The organism is Streptococcus lishijunsis (genome assembly GCF_047290665.1).
In the GTDB taxonomy this organism is placed as follows: Bacteria; Bacillota; Bacilli; order Lactobacillales; family Streptococcaceae; genus Streptococcus.
The window spans coordinates 1-18,530 of the sequence record NZ_JBLBUC010000011.1; the positions used below are offsets into that span (position 1 = coordinate 1).

Annotated in this window: 22 protein-coding genes; all 22 read left to right on the forward strand. The window is 33.8% G+C overall.

Going from position 1 to position 18,530, the window contains the following annotated elements; translation table 11 throughout:
- The first annotated feature begins 323 nt into the window (after positions 1 to 323).
- The 22 genes from ACLN19_RS05640 to ACLN19_RS05745 all read left to right on the forward strand — a co-directional run bounded on the left by ACLN19_RS05640 (position 324) and on the right by ACLN19_RS05745 (position 18,524).
- Complete coding sequence (locus tag ACLN19_RS05640; protein ID WP_413384186.1) at positions 324 to 629, forward strand: PH domain-containing protein; 306 nt, start codon at positions 324 to 326, stop codon at positions 627 to 629.
- A 14-nt stretch (positions 630 to 643) separates the two neighbouring features.
- Positions 644 to 1,096, forward strand: a complete 453-nt coding sequence (locus ACLN19_RS05645; protein WP_413384188.1) for a hypothetical protein — start codon at positions 644 to 646, stop codon at positions 1,094 to 1,096.
- Positions 1,097 to 1,102: 6 nt separating this feature from the next.
- A complete protein-coding gene (locus tag ACLN19_RS05650; protein ID WP_413384190.1) occupies positions 1,103 to 2,764 on the forward strand; it encodes an FtsK/SpoIIIE domain-containing protein in 1,662 nt (553 codons plus the stop codon).
- A gap of 250 nt (positions 2,765 to 3,014) precedes the next feature.
- On the forward strand, positions 3,015 to 4,277 hold the full coding sequence (locus ACLN19_RS05655; RefSeq protein WP_413384192.1) for a replication initiation factor domain-containing protein: 1,263 nt from the start codon (positions 3,015 to 3,017) through the stop codon (positions 4,275 to 4,277).
- Positions 4,270 to 4,617 carry a hypothetical protein gene (locus tag ACLN19_RS05660; protein WP_413384194.1) on the forward strand — a complete coding sequence of 116 codons (348 nt, stop codon included), beginning with the start codon at positions 4,270 to 4,272 and terminating at the stop codon, positions 4,615 to 4,617. The genes ACLN19_RS05655 and ACLN19_RS05660 overlap by 8 nt, the downstream gene beginning before the upstream one ends.
- Complete coding sequence (locus ACLN19_RS05665; RefSeq protein WP_413384196.1) at positions 4,614 to 4,958, forward strand: hypothetical protein; 345 nt, start codon at positions 4,614 to 4,616, stop codon at positions 4,956 to 4,958. Before ACLN19_RS05660 ends, ACLN19_RS05665 begins: the two co-directional genes overlap by 4 nt.
- 4 nt (positions 4,959 to 4,962) lie before the next feature.
- The gene (locus ACLN19_RS05670; RefSeq protein ID WP_413384197.1) at positions 4,963 to 5,355 is read left to right on the forward strand and encodes a hypothetical protein; all 393 of its coding nucleotides are present in this window, start codon (positions 4,963 to 4,965) and stop codon (positions 5,353 to 5,355) included.
- 164 nt (positions 5,356 to 5,519) lie between these two features.
- Entirely contained in the window at positions 5,520 to 5,786 is a 267-nt protein-coding gene (locus ACLN19_RS05675; protein WP_413384199.1) for a hypothetical protein, read from the forward strand.
- Positions 5,787 to 5,843: 57 nt separating this feature from the next.
- Positions 5,844 to 6,215 carry a hypothetical protein gene (locus tag ACLN19_RS05680; protein WP_413384201.1) on the forward strand — a complete coding sequence of 124 codons (372 nt, stop codon included), beginning with the start codon at positions 5,844 to 5,846 and terminating at the stop codon, positions 6,213 to 6,215.
- 2 nt (positions 6,216 to 6,217) lie between these two features.
- Positions 6,218 to 6,592, forward strand: coding sequence for a hypothetical protein (locus ACLN19_RS05685; RefSeq protein ID WP_413384203.1), 375 nt, complete (start codon positions 6,218 to 6,220; stop codon positions 6,590 to 6,592).
- A 597-nt stretch (positions 6,593 to 7,189) separates the two neighbouring features.
- Positions 7,190 to 7,411 carry a hypothetical protein gene (locus tag ACLN19_RS05690; protein WP_413384205.1) on the forward strand — a complete coding sequence of 74 codons (222 nt, stop codon included), beginning with the start codon at positions 7,190 to 7,192 and terminating at the stop codon, positions 7,409 to 7,411.
- A 22-nt stretch (positions 7,412 to 7,433) separates the two neighbouring features.
- A complete protein-coding gene (locus ACLN19_RS05695; protein ID WP_413384207.1) occupies positions 7,434 to 7,601 on the forward strand; it encodes a hypothetical protein in 168 nt (55 codons plus the stop codon).
- Between the two features lie 982 nt (positions 7,602 to 8,583).
- On the forward strand, positions 8,584 to 9,348 hold the full coding sequence (locus tag ACLN19_RS05700) for a spr1630 family ClpXP-sensitive toxin (protein ID WP_413384209.1): 765 nt from the start codon (positions 8,584 to 8,586) through the stop codon (positions 9,346 to 9,348).
- Between the two features lie 29 nt (positions 9,349 to 9,377).
- A complete protein-coding gene (locus ACLN19_RS05705; RefSeq protein WP_413384211.1) occupies positions 9,378 to 10,532 on the forward strand; it encodes a spr1629 family repressor/antitoxin in 1,155 nt (384 codons plus the stop codon).
- 140 nt (positions 10,533 to 10,672) lie between these two features.
- The gene (locus ACLN19_RS05710; protein ID WP_413384213.1) at positions 10,673 to 10,852 is read left to right on the forward strand and encodes a hypothetical protein; all 180 of its coding nucleotides are present in this window, start codon (positions 10,673 to 10,675) and stop codon (positions 10,850 to 10,852) included.
- A 3-nt stretch (positions 10,853 to 10,855) separates the two neighbouring features.
- The gene (locus tag ACLN19_RS05715) at positions 10,856 to 11,437 is read left to right on the forward strand and encodes an ATPase (protein WP_413384215.1); all 582 of its coding nucleotides are present in this window, start codon (positions 10,856 to 10,858) and stop codon (positions 11,435 to 11,437) included.
- Between the two features lie 69 nt (positions 11,438 to 11,506).
- The gene (locus tag ACLN19_RS05720; protein WP_413384217.1) at positions 11,507 to 11,977 is read left to right on the forward strand and encodes a hypothetical protein; all 471 of its coding nucleotides are present in this window, start codon (positions 11,507 to 11,509) and stop codon (positions 11,975 to 11,977) included.
- A gap of 36 nt (positions 11,978 to 12,013) precedes the next feature.
- A complete protein-coding gene (locus ACLN19_RS05725; RefSeq protein ID WP_413384219.1) occupies positions 12,014 to 12,934 on the forward strand; it encodes a conjugal transfer protein in 921 nt (306 codons plus the stop codon).
- Positions 12,934 to 13,158 carry a TcpD family membrane protein gene (locus ACLN19_RS05730; protein ID WP_413384221.1) on the forward strand — a complete coding sequence of 75 codons (225 nt, stop codon included), beginning with the start codon at positions 12,934 to 12,936 and terminating at the stop codon, positions 13,156 to 13,158. Before ACLN19_RS05725 ends, ACLN19_RS05730 begins: the two co-directional genes overlap by 1 nt.
- Before the next feature lie 2 nt (positions 13,159 to 13,160).
- Entirely contained in the window at positions 13,161 to 13,556 is a 396-nt protein-coding gene (locus tag ACLN19_RS05735; protein ID WP_413384223.1) for a TcpE family conjugal transfer membrane protein, read from the forward strand.
- A gap of 25 nt (positions 13,557 to 13,581) precedes the next feature.
- Positions 13,582 to 16,077, forward strand: coding sequence for an ATP-binding protein (locus tag ACLN19_RS05740; protein ID WP_413384310.1), 2,496 nt, complete (start codon positions 13,582 to 13,584; stop codon positions 16,075 to 16,077).
- 11 nt (positions 16,078 to 16,088) lie between these two features.
- Positions 16,089 to 18,524, forward strand: coding sequence for a hypothetical protein (locus ACLN19_RS05745; protein ID WP_413384225.1), 2,436 nt, complete (start codon positions 16,089 to 16,091; stop codon positions 18,522 to 18,524).
- The last annotated feature ends 6 nt before the right edge of the window (positions 18,525 to 18,530 follow it).

Consider the following 18,530-nt stretch of genomic DNA (forward strand, 5'->3'; position numbering starts at 1 on the left):
AGCAGATATTCGACCTCCTAGTTTTAAAATGAATATATATGTGTGTCTGCTGTCTTTAGAGGGCGGATAAGTCTTTTGAAGGAGAATTTATGTTAGCGATTATTGTTGTTGTGATTTTGATAATCTTAACATTGACTGTATATGCTGCAATGCGCTTATCTAGTCAATTATCGAGATTTGAAGAAGAATCAACATATCTTTAACCTGAGTAAGTTATAAAACTGCTTTTTCAGATAGTAAACCGATAAGACAGTCTGAAAGATGACCTGAGCAAGTCTTAAAAAGGCTCTTTTGTTTTATGTAAAGAGAGGAATATTTTTGTTATGGAAATTACACGTATTTATTTAGATCAAAAAGAGGTGTTAGGTACAAAAGCGTTTGTTAGTGGAATGGAAGATGTCCCTGCTACGCAGTACTCACCAGCTTATCGTATTTTTCAGCTAGATTCTGTCAAAGAGCGCTCGGCATTTGTGATTTGTGATAACCCTAGAAACGCTGATAGCGTTAAGACAACCGCTCAAATTGAAAAGACAGATGGTTTTTCAATTGTGCATCGCACATTTACACATGCAGGTAAACGCTATTCTGAACCAGTATTTTTAGTTGATGGTCTAAAAGTTAAAAAATAAGGAGATAGATAATTATGGCAATTAAATTAGGAGCAACTGAAGCAATTTCAAATTTTGATATTAAAAAAACGTTGGGAGAACTTCTCTTCTTAGAAGTACGTCCAGTTTATGAGTTTGAAGATTATGTTAACGAAGAGACAGGTGAAAAACGCACTCGTCCGACTGATGTTATCAGTGAATATGATATTTATTGCTTATCTTCTGTTGTTAATGGTGGCATTTACATTACAGTTCCAGCAACAGCCAAAGGTGTAGAGATTGATGAAGAAAAGGCTTATCGTGAACCTATTGTGTTTGAAGGTTTATCAGCTCGCTTGTGGGAACGTCGTGAACGTCGCACTGTAGGAGGTCAAGAGCGTACTGTGTCGACAGTCGGTACAAAAATTCGTGCTAACGATTTTAAATTAGCCAATGGAACAACTGCGCCTGCTCAACCTAAACAAGATAATCAGGATAAAAAAGGGTAATGATTGATGAAGTTATGGACTTATAGAGGTTGGCGTGTTAGAAAATATTATCGTCACATTAAGTTAATAACCTTTTTACTCTTTTATTTTCCTTTTTTGGTGATAAATGGATTTGGTCATTATTTGAATTACACAAAAGCAACGGATAGTCCTTACATTTATGGGATTATCTCTGTTTTGTGTTTAGTTATCCCAGGGATTGCTTGTTATCAATTAAACCGTTTTTTGTATGAAAAAGTCCTCTTTTTTGGACGTTTAGATAATTTAAGGATTGCTAGTAATTATTTGTACGAAAATGGATTTTACTACACTAAAAAGCCAGCTAATGGCAAGGAAAAGATAAAGTTTCCGAAAGTCTATCTAAAGCGTGACACCTACGGTCTAGATCTTACCTTTATTTTACAAGGTAATAAATTTCAAGACAGATTCCTTAATATGGGTGGTATGCTTGAAACTATGTTTGATGGTGACTTTATGGCAAAAACATTTGAGAAGGGTTTTGTAACCTATACGATTATCCTAGATCAAATAAGAGGTCGTATCAATGTTGGTGATGTAAAAGTAGATAGCAATGGCTTACGCTTAATGGATAGCGTTTATTGGAATTACGACGAACAGCCGCATCTTCTTGTTTCTGGGGGTACTGGTGGCGGTAAAACGGTAACCTTGATGTCTATTATTAAAGGTCTTGCCGAAGTAGGAACAGTAAAAATTCTTGATCCTAAAAAATCCGATTTTGTCGGTTTAAAAGATGCCCCTGTTTTCAATAAGCAAGTTTTCTTTGAAAAAGAAGATATGATGAAGTGTATTGAAGACACAGTAGAAGAGATGAACAGACGTTATCTTTATATGACTAATCATAAAGATTACGCTGCTGGTAAACGTTATTCTGACTATGGTTTACGTCCTATTTTCTTGATTGCTGATGAATGGGCAGCCTTTATATCAACGTTAAAATTCGGTGAAGAATCAACCGTTATTGAGATGTTAACTCAAATTGTCTTAAAGGGTCGGCAAGCTGGGGTTATTATGATTCTGGCTTTACAAAGACCTGACGGAGAGTATATCAAAACGTCTATACGCGATAACTTTATGAAACGTTTATCAGTAGGACACTTGGAAGAACAAGGATATTTTATGATGTATGGTGATGCTAATAGGTCTAAAGTATTTAAGAAGATAGATAAAATCAACGGTAAAAAAGTTCGTGGAAGAGGGTATATCGCAAATGGTGGAGAGATAGCGCAAGAGTTCTTCTCACCATATGTCCCATTTGAAGATGGCTACTCTTTCCTTGACGAGTTTATGAAGATGCCAGTGTTGCCTGAAGATCCGTCTATACAGTATCAATTTCCATCAGATAAAGAGGAGGAGAAAAAGACAGAAGAGACCAAAGAGGTTATAGAACAAGATGATACACCTTTAGAAGAAGACTTTAAAACCTATAGCACCGCTGATCTAGCTAAGAAGCTAAAAGTCTCTCCTGCTGTTGTTAGAAAAGTAACAACGACTATTCTAGATTTAACAGAAGTAACGTTTGATAAGGACGATAAGGGACGTTATGTGTTTAGCGAAGATGATTTAGTGATGTTTACCTCGTTAGTTGATCGTAAAGAGACTTTTGAGGGAACCTGGTCTGAGCTGGTAAAGGAGTATTTTGGCGTTTAATTACTCTATTTTTATAGGGCGTTATGCCCTCTATCATGGAAAATAGGGACAAGTGCAAGGGACAAGTGCGAGCATAAGCGAAGCACGCCGTCCTGCCGCACGCCGTCCCGTTTATTTTCTATGGTAGAGGATATAAGCTTACCCCCCTAATACTAATAGGGGGGTAATCAAGGGGACAAACAGTCAACTCCGCTCCCCTAGCCGAATCTAGGTAGCTTTTAAAAGAGACAGAAGGAGATTTTTAACTAAAATGAGTAAAAAGTTAGAAAAAACAATATCAAATACAGAGCTAAAGCAAATGCGCAGAGATATTGAGTTTAACCAAAAGCAGATGGCTAGTTTGTTAGAACTTAAATTAGATACTTATAAAAAATATGAACAAGGTAAACGAAATATTCCTAAAGAGGTGGTTGTTCGCTTATACAATGTTTTAGCAAGACGTTCAGGTCATTCGTTCGAAGGTGGTATTGACTGGTTGAAAATCAGATTTAAAACACTAGATTATAAAGCGGTCATCAAAAAAGTGTTAAAAATGAAAATCAGTGCGTTTACGGATAATGATAAAACATTTTACGGCTATGAGGATATGTTAACCTATGGCAATATCCGGGTTTTGTTTCATCACGATCCGCTAAAAACAGAAGAAGGAACATTGATTGAATTTACTGGTATCGGTTGTCGTGAATTTGAATCAATTTTGTTGCAACAAAAACGTGAGTGGTGGATGTTTCTACAAGACGTCTTTAATTTTGCGGAAGAATATCGAGAGCATATGGAAATTGATGATTTTCTAGCTTTCACACGTTGTGATATTGCTTTAGATGAACTTTATAAACCAGAAGGCAATATTGAGTTACATGATTTTAAGGCACGTATTATAGCTAAAAAAATCAAAGTAAATACGGTTGGTAAGATTGGTTTTGTAGAAGGCTTGCAAAGAGTCAAAGGTCGTTTTTTAAATAATGGTTTAACCATTAATATCGGCAGTCGTCAATCGGATGTTTTTATTCGCTTCTATCAAAAAGATTATGAGCAAGCCATTGTTAAGAAAGTACCTGCGGATTATATTCGCGAGGTCGAAGGTTTTAAAAACCGTTATGAAATTGAGCTACATGGCGTTAAAGCTTATCAAGTGATCCAAGAATACGTGATGGGAACTGACTTGCTTGAAATTGGTTGCAAGATATTGATTAAGTATTTTGAGGTCTATGATTGGGATGATAAGTTAGATCTGAAATGGCAAGAATTGGTTGGCCTTTATGGCGGTTATAAATTCGTCACAAAACCTAAACGCTATGACTACTCTAGAAGTAAGAAGTGGCTTGCAAGAGCTGGCGGTGGAGCTATGTTGATGGTTAATTTTGAGAGTGTTTTAAGAGAACGTAACTTGCTAGGCGAAATAGTCGAAGAAGCAGAATTTAATGCTAAGCAGGAGAGGACGGCACGTATTATGGCTGAGAAGTACGGCGAAGATTACGAGGAGGTGTTAGAGCTTGCTAAGAGATTTGGATAACATAGAAGGTGTTTTTGTTAGGGATTTACCAAGATATTTTGAAGAATATTATTTACAGTTTAGAAAATTTGAGGATATAGCTGAACTGATTGACCATTGGGGCTTGCTTTATAATGGTGAACCAAAAGTAGATAATCGTCAAGTGCTTGATTATATGAAAAAGAGAAAGGAAAAAGATGAAGCTAGAGCTAAGCGCTATTTGACTAAGAAAGGTCGTATGAGGCAGAGACAAGGATTGTTAGATGAGTTGAAATGTTATAAGGTATCGCAGATGAGAAGGAGCGTTAGGATGACAGCTGAGATACTTTATCGGACAGGACATTGTGAGGTAGTTATATGAGTAGATATGTGGTGGTTGCTGATTTTGATTTGACAGATGTTGGGACACGTTTTTCGTTAGAAGAGGTTAGAGATAATGTTAATCGTGAATCTGGTGAAATGTTAGGACATTATTACGATGTTAAAGCGCTAGATGGTCGTTTTAGACGAAAGATGTTAACCGTTAGGGTTGATACTTATAATCGTGATATTACAAATGATGATATTGTCAAGAATGAGCAAGTGGTGGTGACTTTTAAAAATATAAAAGTGTCTAGCATCCAGCCTAGAAGAGCAGAAGGGCTTCGTGTTTTCTATATAGCTGATGAAATAGAAGTGTTAGAGAAAGTTCCAATTGAGTAAGATAATGAATAGCCAAAATATTACAAAGGTAGTTGATAAAATATTATCAGCAAAAGATGTTACCAGGGCAGTTGAATCTATTATCTATATGTTGCCAGATCGTGTATTTTATTATCCAGAATTACAAACAAGACATTTTAGGGGTTATCAGATGTATTTGAATGAGTTGATAGATGAAGTGAAATATCAAAAACCGATGACAGCGTTAGTTACTGAACAAAATTTAAGACGTAAATACCCTAAAGATAGCTTGTTGTGTTTAGCAGGAAGTAAGAGACGATTATTGATTTTGGGAATTTTAATGCAGGAACAAAATGAGCGAAAAGAACTTCTATTAAAGATGATTGATGAACATAGTTTACAAAATAGAGTGATAGCTTTAGGGGAGTGTTTATAGTGATTGTTTTTAAAAAAACTTAAAGAATTATGAAAACAAAAAGTTGCACTCAAGGTTGATTTAAATAATCAGGGGAATGTTATGAGAGCATATCGTTGTCGCGATCCAACAGATAAGCAAGTTGTTGTTTAGTTTATTTTTTTAGATAGTATAGGAGAAGTGTAATGGAACGTACAGAAGCGGATAAAAAGTTGTTGTTTGTAACTCAGGAGCTATCAGACTTATTGACAAGTCATAAATATGATGAAGCTTGGACAAAAGCTGGAGAGTTACATAGTTTGTTGAAAAATACTGAAGGTTTGACATTACCACCTTACATGCTCGATATGTTGAAAACGCATCTGAAATCATATTATTACCAAAACAATGTGGTTAACAAAGCGCATAAAGCAATGTCTGCAATTGGTGGTAAGTTGGCTGATTTTCGATAATAAGTTAAAGCAACTAGTATTAAGCTAGTTGCTTTTTTATTATAGATGGAGGTTTTAATGACTAACGATGAATTGAAAGAAAAAATTATTTATCAGACGACCCCTGCTTATATGTCAAAGATTGGCGATATGGTTTATAATGGCATTTTAGAGCATATTCCCAGTTATTATGAAGGAGGAGCTACTGGTTTACTTGACTGTATCATTAAACGATATGGTGGTCGTTTTTACGTTCCTTTTCGGTTAGGGTATGCTGGATTTAGTCACAGATTTTATTTGTCTTATGATTATTATAATAGTGAGTATAATGTTATCGAGCTTGCTGATAGTCAATTGTCGGAAGAATATTTAGTAAAGGATTCTGATATTCATGGTATGATTCTTGCTTTTGTAAATTTTATTGAAGCACATTTGGAAAAATGGGGGTAGTTATGACAGTAACAGTACAATATAGTAGTTATTCTGATGTATGTTATGGAACACATATTGGAAAAAACTTTCTTGAGTTACCACAAAAGATTATAGATGCGCTCGATGATTACTTCGATGGTGCTGAAATTGACATGAGCAGTGGCTATGGCGCAAACCCAGACAATGTTTATGTAAACAGCTATTATTGCTTATCTAATCGTGATGTTTTGGTTGGCGAAACAAAACTCTTATCAAGAGAAGAGTTTGAACAGTTAGCTGCTGACGATAAGCTAGAAGATTATATCGAAAAGAATTACGAGATGATTGTTGATCGATTATCTGATAGTTGCTATCTGCTCGGTCGTGTTCGTGATGAGTGGCATGTTTTAACTTGAGTCAAGAGAGGATAATTCCTCTCTTTTTGTTTTTGGAAAATATCACTGAAAAACAATTTAAAGTCGCTTTTGAATGATACGGAAATGATTTAGTAGATAGATTAACCTATCTACAATTCTATGATTCTATCGAGGATTATGTTGAAACAGTGATAGAGCATGACGATCGTGTATAAGCTTAAGTTCTAACGGAGTAGTGATAGAAGAGATTTAATTACATGATAGTTGAATTGTTGTTTTATTTTTTTATATTTTTACTTTATGTAGATTCCAACCTTATTTTTTTAAAGCTATATTTAAAAAAAGATGAGGTAGAGAAAGAAACGTATAAGTCGCTTGTTTTTGGGTCATCCAATTTTGAGCATTTAAGTCTTAAAAGACGGTGGTTGCTAGATTTACATTTTGTAAGTTTTGTTCATTTAGTAGCACTTGCTTTTATAGTTAAACTAATGCTAGATGTCTATTTACCTTGATAAACGATATTTTAAAGAGTTATCTATGTGGGTTAAGCTGGATATTATTGTTCGTTGAAACAGTGATAGAGCATGATGATCGTATCAGTTTAAGCTCTAATGAAGTAGTGATAGAGGAGGTTTAATGATTTTTAATATTTGGCTGTTTGTGTTGTTTTGTTTGTTGGTAACTAGTCCATTTTATTCTAAGAGAATCTATGAGATTTTGTTAAGAATAAACATTAAAATAAGACCTGAAAATGATGAGGATATTCCCAAGTTAGCACTTAATATTATTATCTTATATCTAGGTGTAACATTCCCCGTTATGCTTATTTTAGAAATAATATACGATTATTTTGTTTAGTGGCTATCTGTGGTGTTGTTTTATGAAGAAAATAGTTATTATTTTAATTGTATCTGCGTTTTTTAGTTTTTGTGCTTATCGGTTTTGTATAGTCACACCTTTTTTTAATGCTGTTGCTTTCCCTTTTTCTGTAGTGTTAGGGGCGATAGGAGGAGTGGTTTTTTATGATTGGTTATTTGGGGATCGTTAATTATTTATACAAATAATCTTTTATTGAAATAGTTTTTAAAGGTAAAGTTTGGTTTTTGTAGGAACTGTTTATAAGAATTTGCAGTACAATTTTTCTTTCTGCATAAAATAGTTGTATTATAAAATAATATAGTAGAATAAAACCTAGAATTGTTAAAATAAGCAATATATAAGCCACTAAGTTTTCGTTGTTGAAAAATTCTGGGTATTCCATATGTTGATTGAATTGTTTAGAGGAAACATCAAGATATTTAAGATAGATGTTAATTATTGCATTTCCTAATAATATGACTACAGTTGCTAAAATACCACAACTCCATTTCGTGAATTCTATAGATTTTTGTATAGCATTCTCTATTTCGGTTATCAATTTATTTCTATCTGAATCTTGGAATTTATTTTTGATTGATAACGTTGGTTTGAAGACTTCTTTTCTAATGTGTAGGGTAATCTGTCTAATGATAAACCAAATCATGGATAATAATATTACAGAGTTGAGTAAATATGTTTCGTCGTTGGTTGATCTGCGACTTATTGAAAAGAGGAGAATCATTATAAATAATATAAGCAATAAACTTTTTTTAATAACTTCACAAAATATTAACCATCTAGGTGATATGTGTTGCTTTATTTCGTTTAGAACTAAAAAATAAAAATGACTCATTTATATCCGCTCCATATTCTGTTGATTATGATTATTTTATCACGTTTTAAAATTAGGAGGTATATCCATGATTGCTATTATTCGGATTTGTAATGAGACAAATAGTTATGAATTGTGTGAGTTGGATCTGATGAAATTTTCAATGGAATTGCAATAGAGACGGTATAGTATGTTCTAGACAGATATTTTCCTATTTAGAAGAGTATGAAATTGAAAATAAAACCTCTTTGTAGTAATAAACTTTAATTTTCAATCCCATATTTGTAATTTTCTTTTGAAATATGTTATAATGAAGGAAATTGTATTTCGAGGTGGTTAAATGATTAAACCAAATATTTTTTCTGAAGAGCAGTGTCAGCAATTAGTTAATATCATTCTTAAAGGAAATAAAGAGTTTTGTAAAGAAATGGAAGAAAAAGAAAAAGTAGAGCCGATTTATTCTGCTGCCAAAAATGGGCGAGGAAATAAGATTGATAGTCATCTTATCAAAGCCTTTAAAGATCAAAAACTCAGCGCTATAAAGAGTTATAGTATTGAAAAAGCTGGACATAATTGGGACTACGGTGAGTATATTTGTGAAACAGCTTATGGTCGAGCTTTATTTATAGTTAAGTCTGATCAGGCGTTAAAAAGAGTTTTTCCTAAGTCTAATAGTAATAAAAGTTTTTCTGAGAATGAGGATAAAAAATATTTTGAAAATTATTTGGAAACTAATCAACAAACAATTTGTCAAAGCGAAGAGCCGATTGAGGGTTTATTTGAGATTCCAGTTCCTCTGTTTGAAGAAGAAAGAAATTCTGAAATCTTGTTAATTCCAAATGAAGCTCCTTATAAAGATATTGTTTTCTTTTTTGTTCTGACCTATAAAACATCTGGCAAAGAGGTAGTAAGTATTGAATTGACTTTCCCTAATCCAGTCTCAAATGATCTGCGGTTGGTACAAGATTTATCAGGATACATCCAAACAAGTCAATTTAATAGTGATGATAATCAAGCTCCCATTAATAATGTTTCTCCTGAAGAAGGTGATGAAGACATGGAAAACTTTGGCGGAGGAGTGATTGAGACGAGGAAAAGTAAGTGAAAAATTAAAACGTAAAGGGGGATTCACTCGTGTTTAACGGTGATATATTAAAACAATTACGTCTTTTATATGGTATGACAAGAAAGGAGTTGGCGGACAAATTAGATATAACTGAGCAAGCGGTTTGGCAATTTGAAAAAAATGAAACTTCTCCTAAAACGTCAGTTAGACTTAAAATGACTAATTTGTTTGGAGTACGTTCAGATTATTTTTCGCAAGTAAGCCCCAAATCAAATTTTGACATGACATCAGTAGCTTTCAGAAATGAGGCAGAAAATACACGAAAAGCCACAGATATACAAGAAACTTATCTAAACGTATTGGATTCTCTTATTGTATTTCTTGAAAGCATAGTAACGATTCCCAATCAAAAAATTATAGATCTAGTAAACCTTATTTCTCAAAAAGAATTAGACAAGAATAATCTAGAAGAATTGGCGTTATTTACTAAAGAGTTTCTAGGTATCTCTGATGACAATAGTGACCTTCTCTATCAATTGGAAAAATCGGGTATTTATATTTTTGAGAGAAAAATGGCTAACAATGAAGATGCATATAGTATATGGTCTAATAGGAATAGACCATTTATTATTTTGGGAACTGGAAAGACTGCTGTGAGACGAAATTTTGATTTAGCTCACGAATTGGGACATCTTCTCTTACACAGGAATGTTGATTTTAGCGTCTTATCTAGAGATGAATTTTTAGAGAAAGAATCAGAAGCCAATAACTTTGCTTCTTACCTTTTATTGCCAAGAGAAATCTTTGTTCAAGATATGATTAATCTTGTTGGAAAACGGGTAAGTAATCCTGATAATTATATTGATTTAAAACGGAAATATACTGTTTCTATACAAGCACTGGAATATCGTGCCTTTAAGTTGGGTTTGCTTACTCCGTCGCAACATGGTTATTTTTATAGATTAATCAATAAAAATGGTTATAGGATTTCTGAGATACTCGATGATGAGATAGTAGTAAGAAGGCCTTCTAAAGTAAGAAGTATGTTAAACACAATTTTGTTAAATGTCTTGACATTAGAGAGTTTATCTAGTACTTTAAAGGTTGATAGTCGTTTCTTAGCGTATTTGTTATCAGTGAAACCACAATTTTTTGATAAATACAAAAAAACGATTAGTGATGAAGAGCGATTTAATAACGTTATCCAGCTGAAAAAAATTTAGTTGAATGTAATTGCTGTTTTCTACTATCTTAAGTAAGAATTGCTTGCTATTGTTCATACAGAAAATGTTGACATTGTAGACTAGATGTTATTTGCTTGAGTATGGTATAATAGAGTTACTCAGAAAGTGAGGAACACGATATGATGGAAGATTTTAATCACCTGAAAGAAACCCTAAAAAGAGTTGATCCTGAAACTTTGTTTGATCAATTTGTCAATGCTAAAGATGATAAAGAAAAAGCTCTTTATTTGGAGCTTTATAATTTGTGTCTTCAGGAACGTCAACGTGAAGTTATCAATCGCACAGAGTTTATAAGATAGTTTATGAAACCACAATACATTATCGTTGCTGGTGTTAACGGTGCTGGAAAAAGCACTTTGTACGAAATTAATCCAGGACTTTTTAAAGGCACTAGACGAATCAATGCGGATGAATGGCTTCGTGAAAATGGTGGAAATTGGCGTAATCTTTCAGATAGCATGAAGGCTATGAAAGCTGTTGTGAAAGACCTTAAACAATCTCTTGATAATGAGGAATCTATTCATCAGGAAACGACTCTATCAGGTGCAGGAAAGCCATTTCTCAATCTGATTAATAAGGCTCATGCTAAAGGTTATGAGGTCACTCTTCTTTACATTAAGTTAGATAGTCCAGAGACAGCTATTAATCGTGTGAGTGATAGAGTTAAAAAGGGTGGTCATGGTGTGGATTCAGATTTAATTCGAAAACGTTATGTCCAATCACTTAAGAATCTTAAGAAAATCTCTAAAGTTGTTGATAGAGTTAAAATTTACGATAATACTAAAGATTTTACTCTACATTATTATCGTGAAAAAGAACGCATCGTCTTTGATATTTGTAAAGGGTCTATGAAGAAATCAACTCAAATTAACACAAAAGAATGAGTATTTATCAAAGTACTTGTAATACAATTAAAGCCTGATAAGGCTTTTTATTTTTGCGGAGGTGTATCTATGATTGCTATTATTCGGATTCGTAATGAGACAAGTAGTTATGAATTGTGTGAGTTGGATCTGATGAAATTCTCAGAAGAACAAGTTCGTGAGCGTATGAGTGAAAGAGGTATCAAAGATGATACTTTTTTTGTTTATGGTTTTTCGGATTGGGGCGTTGATACGCAGATGAATTTGCAGGTCGCGTACATGTTAAAGAAATTAATAGTAGAAGTCTATGAAGGTGACGATGACATTGTTAAATATTGGCTACAATCCCATAGAAAGCCACTTGAGCTTTTTCACGTATACTGGGAATTTATCTCAAAAAGCGAAGAAGATGCTATGTTTGAGATTTTCAACCGTTTAAATAAAGAAACGGTCATCACGATGTTTTGTGTCGAGAAAAGCTTAGCTAACGTCGCACGCTCGCTTATAAGCCAATCTCGTATCCTAAAGACAGACAAAGGCTTTTACTATTCTGAGCATTAAATTGAAAGGAGGTGAATTATTATTTTAAAGAAACAGATGAATTTTTTAAAACGCTCCAAACCTAAAGAAAAGCAGGAAATGAAAGTGGTTAGTCAACGTAAGATGAATGCTTATTTTATAGGTGGAGCTGCAGCATTCTTGTTACTCACTGGTACAGCTATTACAACTAATGTATTAAATAATACAAGCAAAACAACAACACAAGACTTATCGAGCGTTACATTTGGTAAAACGAATGTGGATTATCGACTACAACAGTTTTTAGATAATTTTGTGCAAGATTATTTTACTTATTCGGATGATCCCTCTGAACAAAAAGGACAACAGGAAAAAGTAGAAAGTTATTACGATAATGTTCCAGATACGCAAGTATCAGCTGAGGATAAAAAGCCTAGTCAGTTAGTAGGAGCTTTGTTACAAACTATCAAAAATAATGTAGCAACCTATCAAGTTGTTTATGCTACTGGTGATGAATTATCTAACACGATTACTATTCGTTTTTCAATCCCTTTTGGAGAAAAGAATGGTGGATTTTATGTGTCAGGATTACCTTGGATTGAAGCGGTAAGTGATTTAAAGGCTAGTGGCGTAAATAAGAATGAGAAGTTAAGTTTAACAGCTACTGATAATTTATCTCAATCTGAAAAGAAAGAGTTAGATGATTTTCTAGAGTTGTTCTTTACAAATTATACGACCAGTCAAAAAAATCTTAATTTAATTTCAGATGACATCAAAACAGTAAATGGTGTTATGTTTGAAGGTATTGATTTTGTTTATTATGTTAAAAATACTTCAAGTACCATTGCTTATGTGCAAGTTAAATTTGATATTGCTGGCAATAAGTATAGTGAAAATTTTACGCTTAAATTGGTTCGTAAAAGGGGTGATTATTATGTGAGCAATTTAAAACATACTATTCCAGTTGATTATGCTAAAAATACGGAGGATTCTAACTAATGAGTTTAAGTACATTGTGGACTTGGTTTTTTGATAATATCGGAGTTTGGATTGTTATTGCTTACTGTGCTTGGGGTTTTATCAAAGGTGCTAATGATGGTGCGTGGGGTAAAGCGATTACGCAGTTAGCGATAGGTGCTTTTGCTTACTACTATTCGACAAATCCTGAGTCGGTTATGAAAACGTTAAGTTCTATTATAGCTAAGGTTTTTAACGGAGGGTAAATATGGATCGTCCTGATAAGGAGCTATATAGTTATAAGCAAGCCTTGTCGCAACCTTATTGGATCCAACGTTTAACAGATAGCTTTTCGCTTTCATCAGCAGTTAAGCTATCTTTTTTTATTTATGGATTTGTAGTTGCTGTTTTGACGTGGTATCTGTTAGATTTTTTGGTCTTTTTTCTTCCCTGGGGCTTAAGAGGAGTTTTAAGTCTTGGAGCAGGCATTTATCTTGGAGGGCAGTTATCAGATGTGGTTGTGGATGGCAAAGCTTTTGTGTTTTATTTGAAAGATTATCTTGTTTTTTATATCAAGTATGGTATGAGTGAAAAATCAATCTATATCAATAAAGGTCAAGTGTATCAAAAGCCAAAAGAAAGGAGAAAACGTGTTATTAAATAATGTTGTTAATAAGAGAGACAAACAGATGTTAAATACGCTTTGGGATATTAAAGATAATTTAATGCTCTTAAAAGATGGTTCTGTATTTGCAGTCTATCATGTCCCTCCTAAAGTTATCAATTCTCCTGATTTTAAAGGAAAAGAAAATTTTAAGGAAACAGGTTTTTCTGCTCTTAGTAATTTAAGGCAGTATCATGATTTTGAAATTGCACGAGTGCCTATAGACCAAGATATTATTCCCTTATTTAATAAAATAGCTCAAGATATTGATTGGGAAGATGGTTCAGCTTCTTTGGCAGAGTATTTATTAAATGGCATGGTTGATAAATTATATGAGTCGTTAGGTACGATTTATGAGTATCGTTATTATATTATTGCTCCCTTGAAATCAATTCATGTATCTGTTGATTTAAAATCAGTTGTCTCAGAAGGTTATAGAACATTACGTAATTCAACTTTATCTATTTTTGGTTTAGGCGAACAAGTACCTCTTGATTGGCATAAAAAGTATGAAAATCAGGAGAAAATACTTAAAGGGAAATTAGATATACTTAATGTTAAACGTGTATCTACTGAAGAACATCTATTTATCCAACGTTTGCAATTTTTACGTGGAATGATAGTGAATAAAGACAAAGAAGTTCTTCTTGTTAAAAACAATATTGAAAATGTTGACGAGGTTAATATCGAATTTGAGCATGTTAATATTATGAAATTCTCAAATATGGATGAAACTATTTATCAAGCGGCACTACCGATTGATAGACTTCCTGAGAATGTCTCTTATTTACATTTGCAAGAGGAAATTGACCGTTTAAATTTTCCAGTGGAATCTCGTTATAAGGTACAGTTTTCAACGCCAGTAGGTGTTTTTTCACTGCCAAATAAAGCTAAACGCTCTAGAAGGCGTTTAAAGAACACTATGAATGAAGCAGCTGAAGCTGATGATGCGCAAAATACACAAGTTGTTCGCTCTAGCTTTTTGTTAGAAGATTTAAAGGAAAAAGTAGATGAAGATATACCGTTAGTCTCTTATATGCATACTCTTTTTGTAACTGGGGAAACGATAGATATTTTAAAGTCTAAAATTGATATTTTATTTTCAGTGTTTAGTGAAATGGGTATCTCTTTAGTGAGAGCAAATGCAGATCAACCCTATCTTTTTTATAAAAATCGCTATGGAGAAGTATTGACTAAAGGAGATAAAAATTTTATTCAATCAATGACTTTAGAAGCATTTTGTGAAAATTTGTTTTTTATGACACGAAAAGTTGGTACAGATATAGGTTTCCCAATAGGTCGGATAGACTATCAAACAGCTTCTTGGCGAGGAGACTATAAAGCAGCTATTGAAGCTAGCTCTAGTCCAGTTTATGTCAATCTCTTACAAGCCAATAAACAAGGTATCGAAGGGAAAACAACCAATAACCCACATTCAGCTGTTATTGGTGAAACAGGTTCTGGTAAATCTTATTTAATTAAATTACTTTTTCTCTATCATAGCCTTCTAAAAATGCAATGTCTCTATATTGACCCGAAGCGTGAGGTAAGAGAGCAGTATCATCGTATTTTAAAAGAATTAGAACGTAAGAATAGCTTTCCTGAGTTGCAAGATTATATCAAGAGTATTCATTATGTAACGCTTGATCCTAAAAACAAACAAAATCACGGAACACTTGATCCAATTGTTTTTTTAGAAGGTCAAGAAGCGATTGATCTTGCAGATTCGATGATTGATTCAGTCCTAAAAGATAATACCGATGAGATTGAAACAGCTTATTTAACAAGTATCGAAAAGGTTTTGAAACGTCGTCAAAAAGGTGAAAAAGTCGGTATGTTACATGTTTTTGAGGACATGCAACAATCAAGCTCAAAAGTAGTAGCCGATGCAGGATATAACTTATGGCGTAAATCTCAAAATTCGATTTTGTCTCTTTGTTTTTCAGATGGACAAAATGAAGCTATTAGCTTAACCAATAAAATAACGATTTTAGAGATTTCGGGATTAGATCTTCCTAAGTCTGAGTCAAAAGCAGATCTCACACGCTCTCAGAAAAAATCTTTAGTTGTCTTATATGGATTAGGTTATTTTTGCAAACGTTTTGGAGAGCGAGATCGTACTGTTGAAACCATGTCTGTTTTTGATGAATGTTGGATGTTTAATGCGACACCAGCAGGACGTGAGGTTATTATGGAGATGAAACGTATTGGTCGCTCTTATAATAACTTTCTTTTGTTAGGAACACAATCTGTTCACGACCTAGAAAGTGAAGATGACTCAACTGGATTTGGTACTGTTTTTGCCTTTTTAGAAGAAACTGAGATTGAAGATGTTTTGACCTATCTTAAACTTCCTATCAACGATGAAACGAAGAGTTGGATAGGGAATATGACGATGGGACAATGTATCTTCTATGATACTTATGGACGAAAAGAGCGTATAACGGTTGATGGTATGTTCCCAGAAGTGACAAAACTCTTTAATACTGTTCAAAGTTCTATGAAAGCAACTAAAGCATAGAAGGAGGCGCGATGAACTCTAAAAAGATACTCGTAACAACATTGTTATCAATAAGTTTGTTAGGAACAACAAGTAGTTTAGCGGATGAAAAAAGCTCTCCTTCTGCTAGTGAGCTAAATACCTATCAGCTATCTAAAGATAGTTCAAATGGCTTTCGAACAGGCAAGATAGAAAAGAAAGAGACGGTTGTCAAGGAAAAAGATAGTACAGAAGATACTCCAGCGAAAAAGGAATCCGCCATTGATAATTCCCAAATCACAGAATCCCTTCTTCCATCAGGCACCAAAACACTTAAAGATCTAGCTGAAGAAGATAAAGCAAAGAAATTATATAACGAAAAATTAACATATGAAAACTTTAAAAACGACTTAGATCGTTTCACATCAAAAGTTTACTTTCCTAATGATTTTTTTGGTTTTTCGTCTGAGACCAATTATCTCTTTAATTCGATGGTGCAAGGTGTTTTTTGGATTAATAAACTTTTTTTCTCAATGACAGCAACAGTCTATGAGTCTATCAGTAAAACAGGTAAGTTAGATGATCAGATTATTGAGGTGATCAATATATCAGGAGATGTCTATAAGAGTTTAGTGTCAGGAGATATCATTATCTTCTTGGGAGGTTTGTTTGTTTCTTATGCTTGGGTTATGTATATCAAGGGACGAGCTGGTTTTTTTACTTCTTTGGTAAAGTTATTTGTGGTGTTTGGTATCACAACAGCCTTTTTTACTAAAGCACCTAACGGTGATTACTATTTAGCACGGACATATAATAACGTCTCTAGTGCTGTTACAAATGTAGCTAACCAGCTATCCAGCTTTAATGGTGTATATGGTTCTTCAGCTTATGGTGGAGATAGCAGTGCAACAGTTTTAGATGCTTATTTTATGGAGTCTATCTGGAAGCCTTATGTCTTTATGAATGCGGATAAAGTATCAGATAATCCTCTGTATGTGGATGAAAAGCACAATATAAGCTTGAATGTGAGCGAAGAAAATCTGCGATTATTATTGGGCTATGATGCTGACGACAAGAACTTTAAGCTAAAGGATAAGGAAGGTAAGGAAGTTGCCATCCAACAATTTGTCTATGATGGGGATAAGCCGTTAGTAAAAAATTTGTCAAACGCCTGGGGAACTAAGTTTTCCTATGCGTTTGGTTCTATCACAAAAACAGTTGTATTAGGTATTATTATTGATGCTCTAGCTATTGTAGATTTTGTGTATCGCATCATGTTAGCCCTTCTCTTTTTCCTATCGCCGTTTGTGGCTGTGATTGCTCTTATACCAACCATGCAGATTGTTCTAACGAATTTTGGTAAAAAAGTGGGAACACTGATAGCCTTATCAGGTTTTATGAGCTTTTTTACGATAGGGCTTTTGTATCTTTGGAACATCGTAGAATTAACTATTCAATCGGTTTTTGTAGGCAATTATTTATTGACGGTATTTTTAGAAGTGATTGTCATGGTTATGTTGTGGAAAAAACGTGATTGGGTTATGTCAATAGTAACAGCAGATCGTTTACGTATCAATAATAAAGGACGGTCATTATCTCGATTTAAAAGACGATTTAAAGGAGCTGTTAGAACTAGACGTAATGGTGGGCACAGTTTAGCTAATGATATGACAAAAATGGCATTGGCTAGAAATGCAGTTAGAGGGTTAAGACGACGTGCTGTGTCTAAAGTAGGCACTCGCTTTAAATCCGGTGTAGCAAATATGTATCGCGGTAGACAACTAAGCTATGCGTTAGCTGGTGGTGGTTTTGAGAATGATAATGTAGCTAAAGGTTATGCGAGATCTAAGACAGAAGCAAGGAAAACGTTTTTAAAACGCTCTAAAGCTTCCTTTAGTAGTAGCATTGATAATTTAAGACATGCAGGTTTAATGTTGGCTAAAGAGGGTGCTAATAAGAAACAAGCTAATCCTCAATTGGATAAGCGTTTGAAAAATGCAGCTACCAAGCGTGATACCTCTAAGTTGAAAAAAGAATTGTATGCTAGACGACAAAATAGAATGCAACAACGCATGACAAAACTAGCTGAACACAGTCCTAATAAGCGATTAAGGCAAGAAAAGAATAAAGTTTTTGTTCAGTCTGTTCTGGATAAGAAAAAAGGAACAGATTTAACGGCTAAACAAGTGTATAAGCAGCAAGAAAGGAAAAATCGTATTGCTGGTCGTTCTAAAGAGTACATTTTATCTGATATTCAACACAATACAGGCAAGTCACGTGAAGAAGCTCAAAAAATCTTTGAGAGGTCTCAACAGATAAAAAAACCAAATCCAAAACATAAACCAAACCATTCTCAAAAACAAAAACGATCTAATAAGACTTCTTATAAGGTCAACCAGAAACCTAAAGCTACTAAAAAACAAAAAATGGTATTGGCTAATAAAGCTAAACAGTTTAAGGTTAAAACAGTAAAAAAAGTAACGAGGTAGCAAACT

Bases quoted from the DNA above. Each gene is read 5' to 3' on its own strand.
- ACLN19_RS05640 (WP_413384186.1), top strand. From the start codon at position 324: ATGGAAATTACACGTATTTATTTAGATCAAAAAGAGGTGTTAGGTACA.
- ACLN19_RS05645 (WP_413384188.1), top strand. From the start codon at position 644: ATGGCAATTAAATTAGGAGCAACTGAAGCAATTTCAAATTTTGATATT.
- ACLN19_RS05650 (WP_413384190.1), top strand. From the start codon at position 1,103: ATGAAGTTATGGACTTATAGAGGTTGGCGTGTTAGAAAATATTATCGT.
- ACLN19_RS05655 (WP_413384192.1), top strand. From the start codon at position 3,015: ATGAGTAAAAAGTTAGAAAAAACAATATCAAATACAGAGCTAAAGCAA.
- ACLN19_RS05665 (WP_413384196.1), top strand. From the start codon at position 4,614: ATGAGTAGATATGTGGTGGTTGCTGATTTTGATTTGACAGATGTTGGG.
- ACLN19_RS05670 (WP_413384197.1), top strand. From the start codon at position 4,963: ATGAATAGCCAAAATATTACAAAGGTAGTTGATAAAATATTATCAGCA.
- ACLN19_RS05675 (WP_413384199.1), top strand. From the start codon at position 5,520: ATGGAACGTACAGAAGCGGATAAAAAGTTGTTGTTTGTAACTCAGGAG.
- ACLN19_RS05680 (WP_413384201.1), top strand. From the start codon at position 5,844: ATGACTAACGATGAATTGAAAGAAAAAATTATTTATCAGACGACCCCT.
- ACLN19_RS05685 (WP_413384203.1), top strand. From the start codon at position 6,218: ATGACAGTAACAGTACAATATAGTAGTTATTCTGATGTATGTTATGGA.
- ACLN19_RS05690 (WP_413384205.1), top strand. From the start codon at position 7,190: ATGATTTTTAATATTTGGCTGTTTGTGTTGTTTTGTTTGTTGGTAACT.
- ACLN19_RS05695 (WP_413384207.1), top strand. From the start codon at position 7,434: ATGAAGAAAATAGTTATTATTTTAATTGTATCTGCGTTTTTTAGTTTT.
- ACLN19_RS05700 (WP_413384209.1), top strand. From the start codon at position 8,584: ATGATTAAACCAAATATTTTTTCTGAAGAGCAGTGTCAGCAATTAGTT.
- ACLN19_RS05710 (WP_413384213.1), top strand. From the start codon at position 10,673: ATGATGGAAGATTTTAATCACCTGAAAGAAACCCTAAAAAGAGTTGAT.
- ACLN19_RS05715 (WP_413384215.1), top strand. From the start codon at position 10,856: ATGAAACCACAATACATTATCGTTGCTGGTGTTAACGGTGCTGGAAAA.
- ACLN19_RS05720 (WP_413384217.1), top strand. From the start codon at position 11,507: ATGATTGCTATTATTCGGATTCGTAATGAGACAAGTAGTTATGAATTG.
- ACLN19_RS05725 (WP_413384219.1), top strand. From the start codon at position 12,014: ATGAATTTTTTAAAACGCTCCAAACCTAAAGAAAAGCAGGAAATGAAA.
- ACLN19_RS05730 (WP_413384221.1), top strand. From the start codon at position 12,934: ATGAGTTTAAGTACATTGTGGACTTGGTTTTTTGATAATATCGGAGTT.
- ACLN19_RS05735 (WP_413384223.1), top strand. From the start codon at position 13,161: ATGGATCGTCCTGATAAGGAGCTATATAGTTATAAGCAAGCCTTGTCG.
- ACLN19_RS05740 (WP_413384310.1), top strand. From the start codon at position 13,582: ATGTTAAATACGCTTTGGGATATTAAAGATAATTTAATGCTCTTAAAA.
- ACLN19_RS05745 (WP_413384225.1), top strand. From the start codon at position 16,089: ATGAACTCTAAAAAGATACTCGTAACAACATTGTTATCAATAAGTTTG.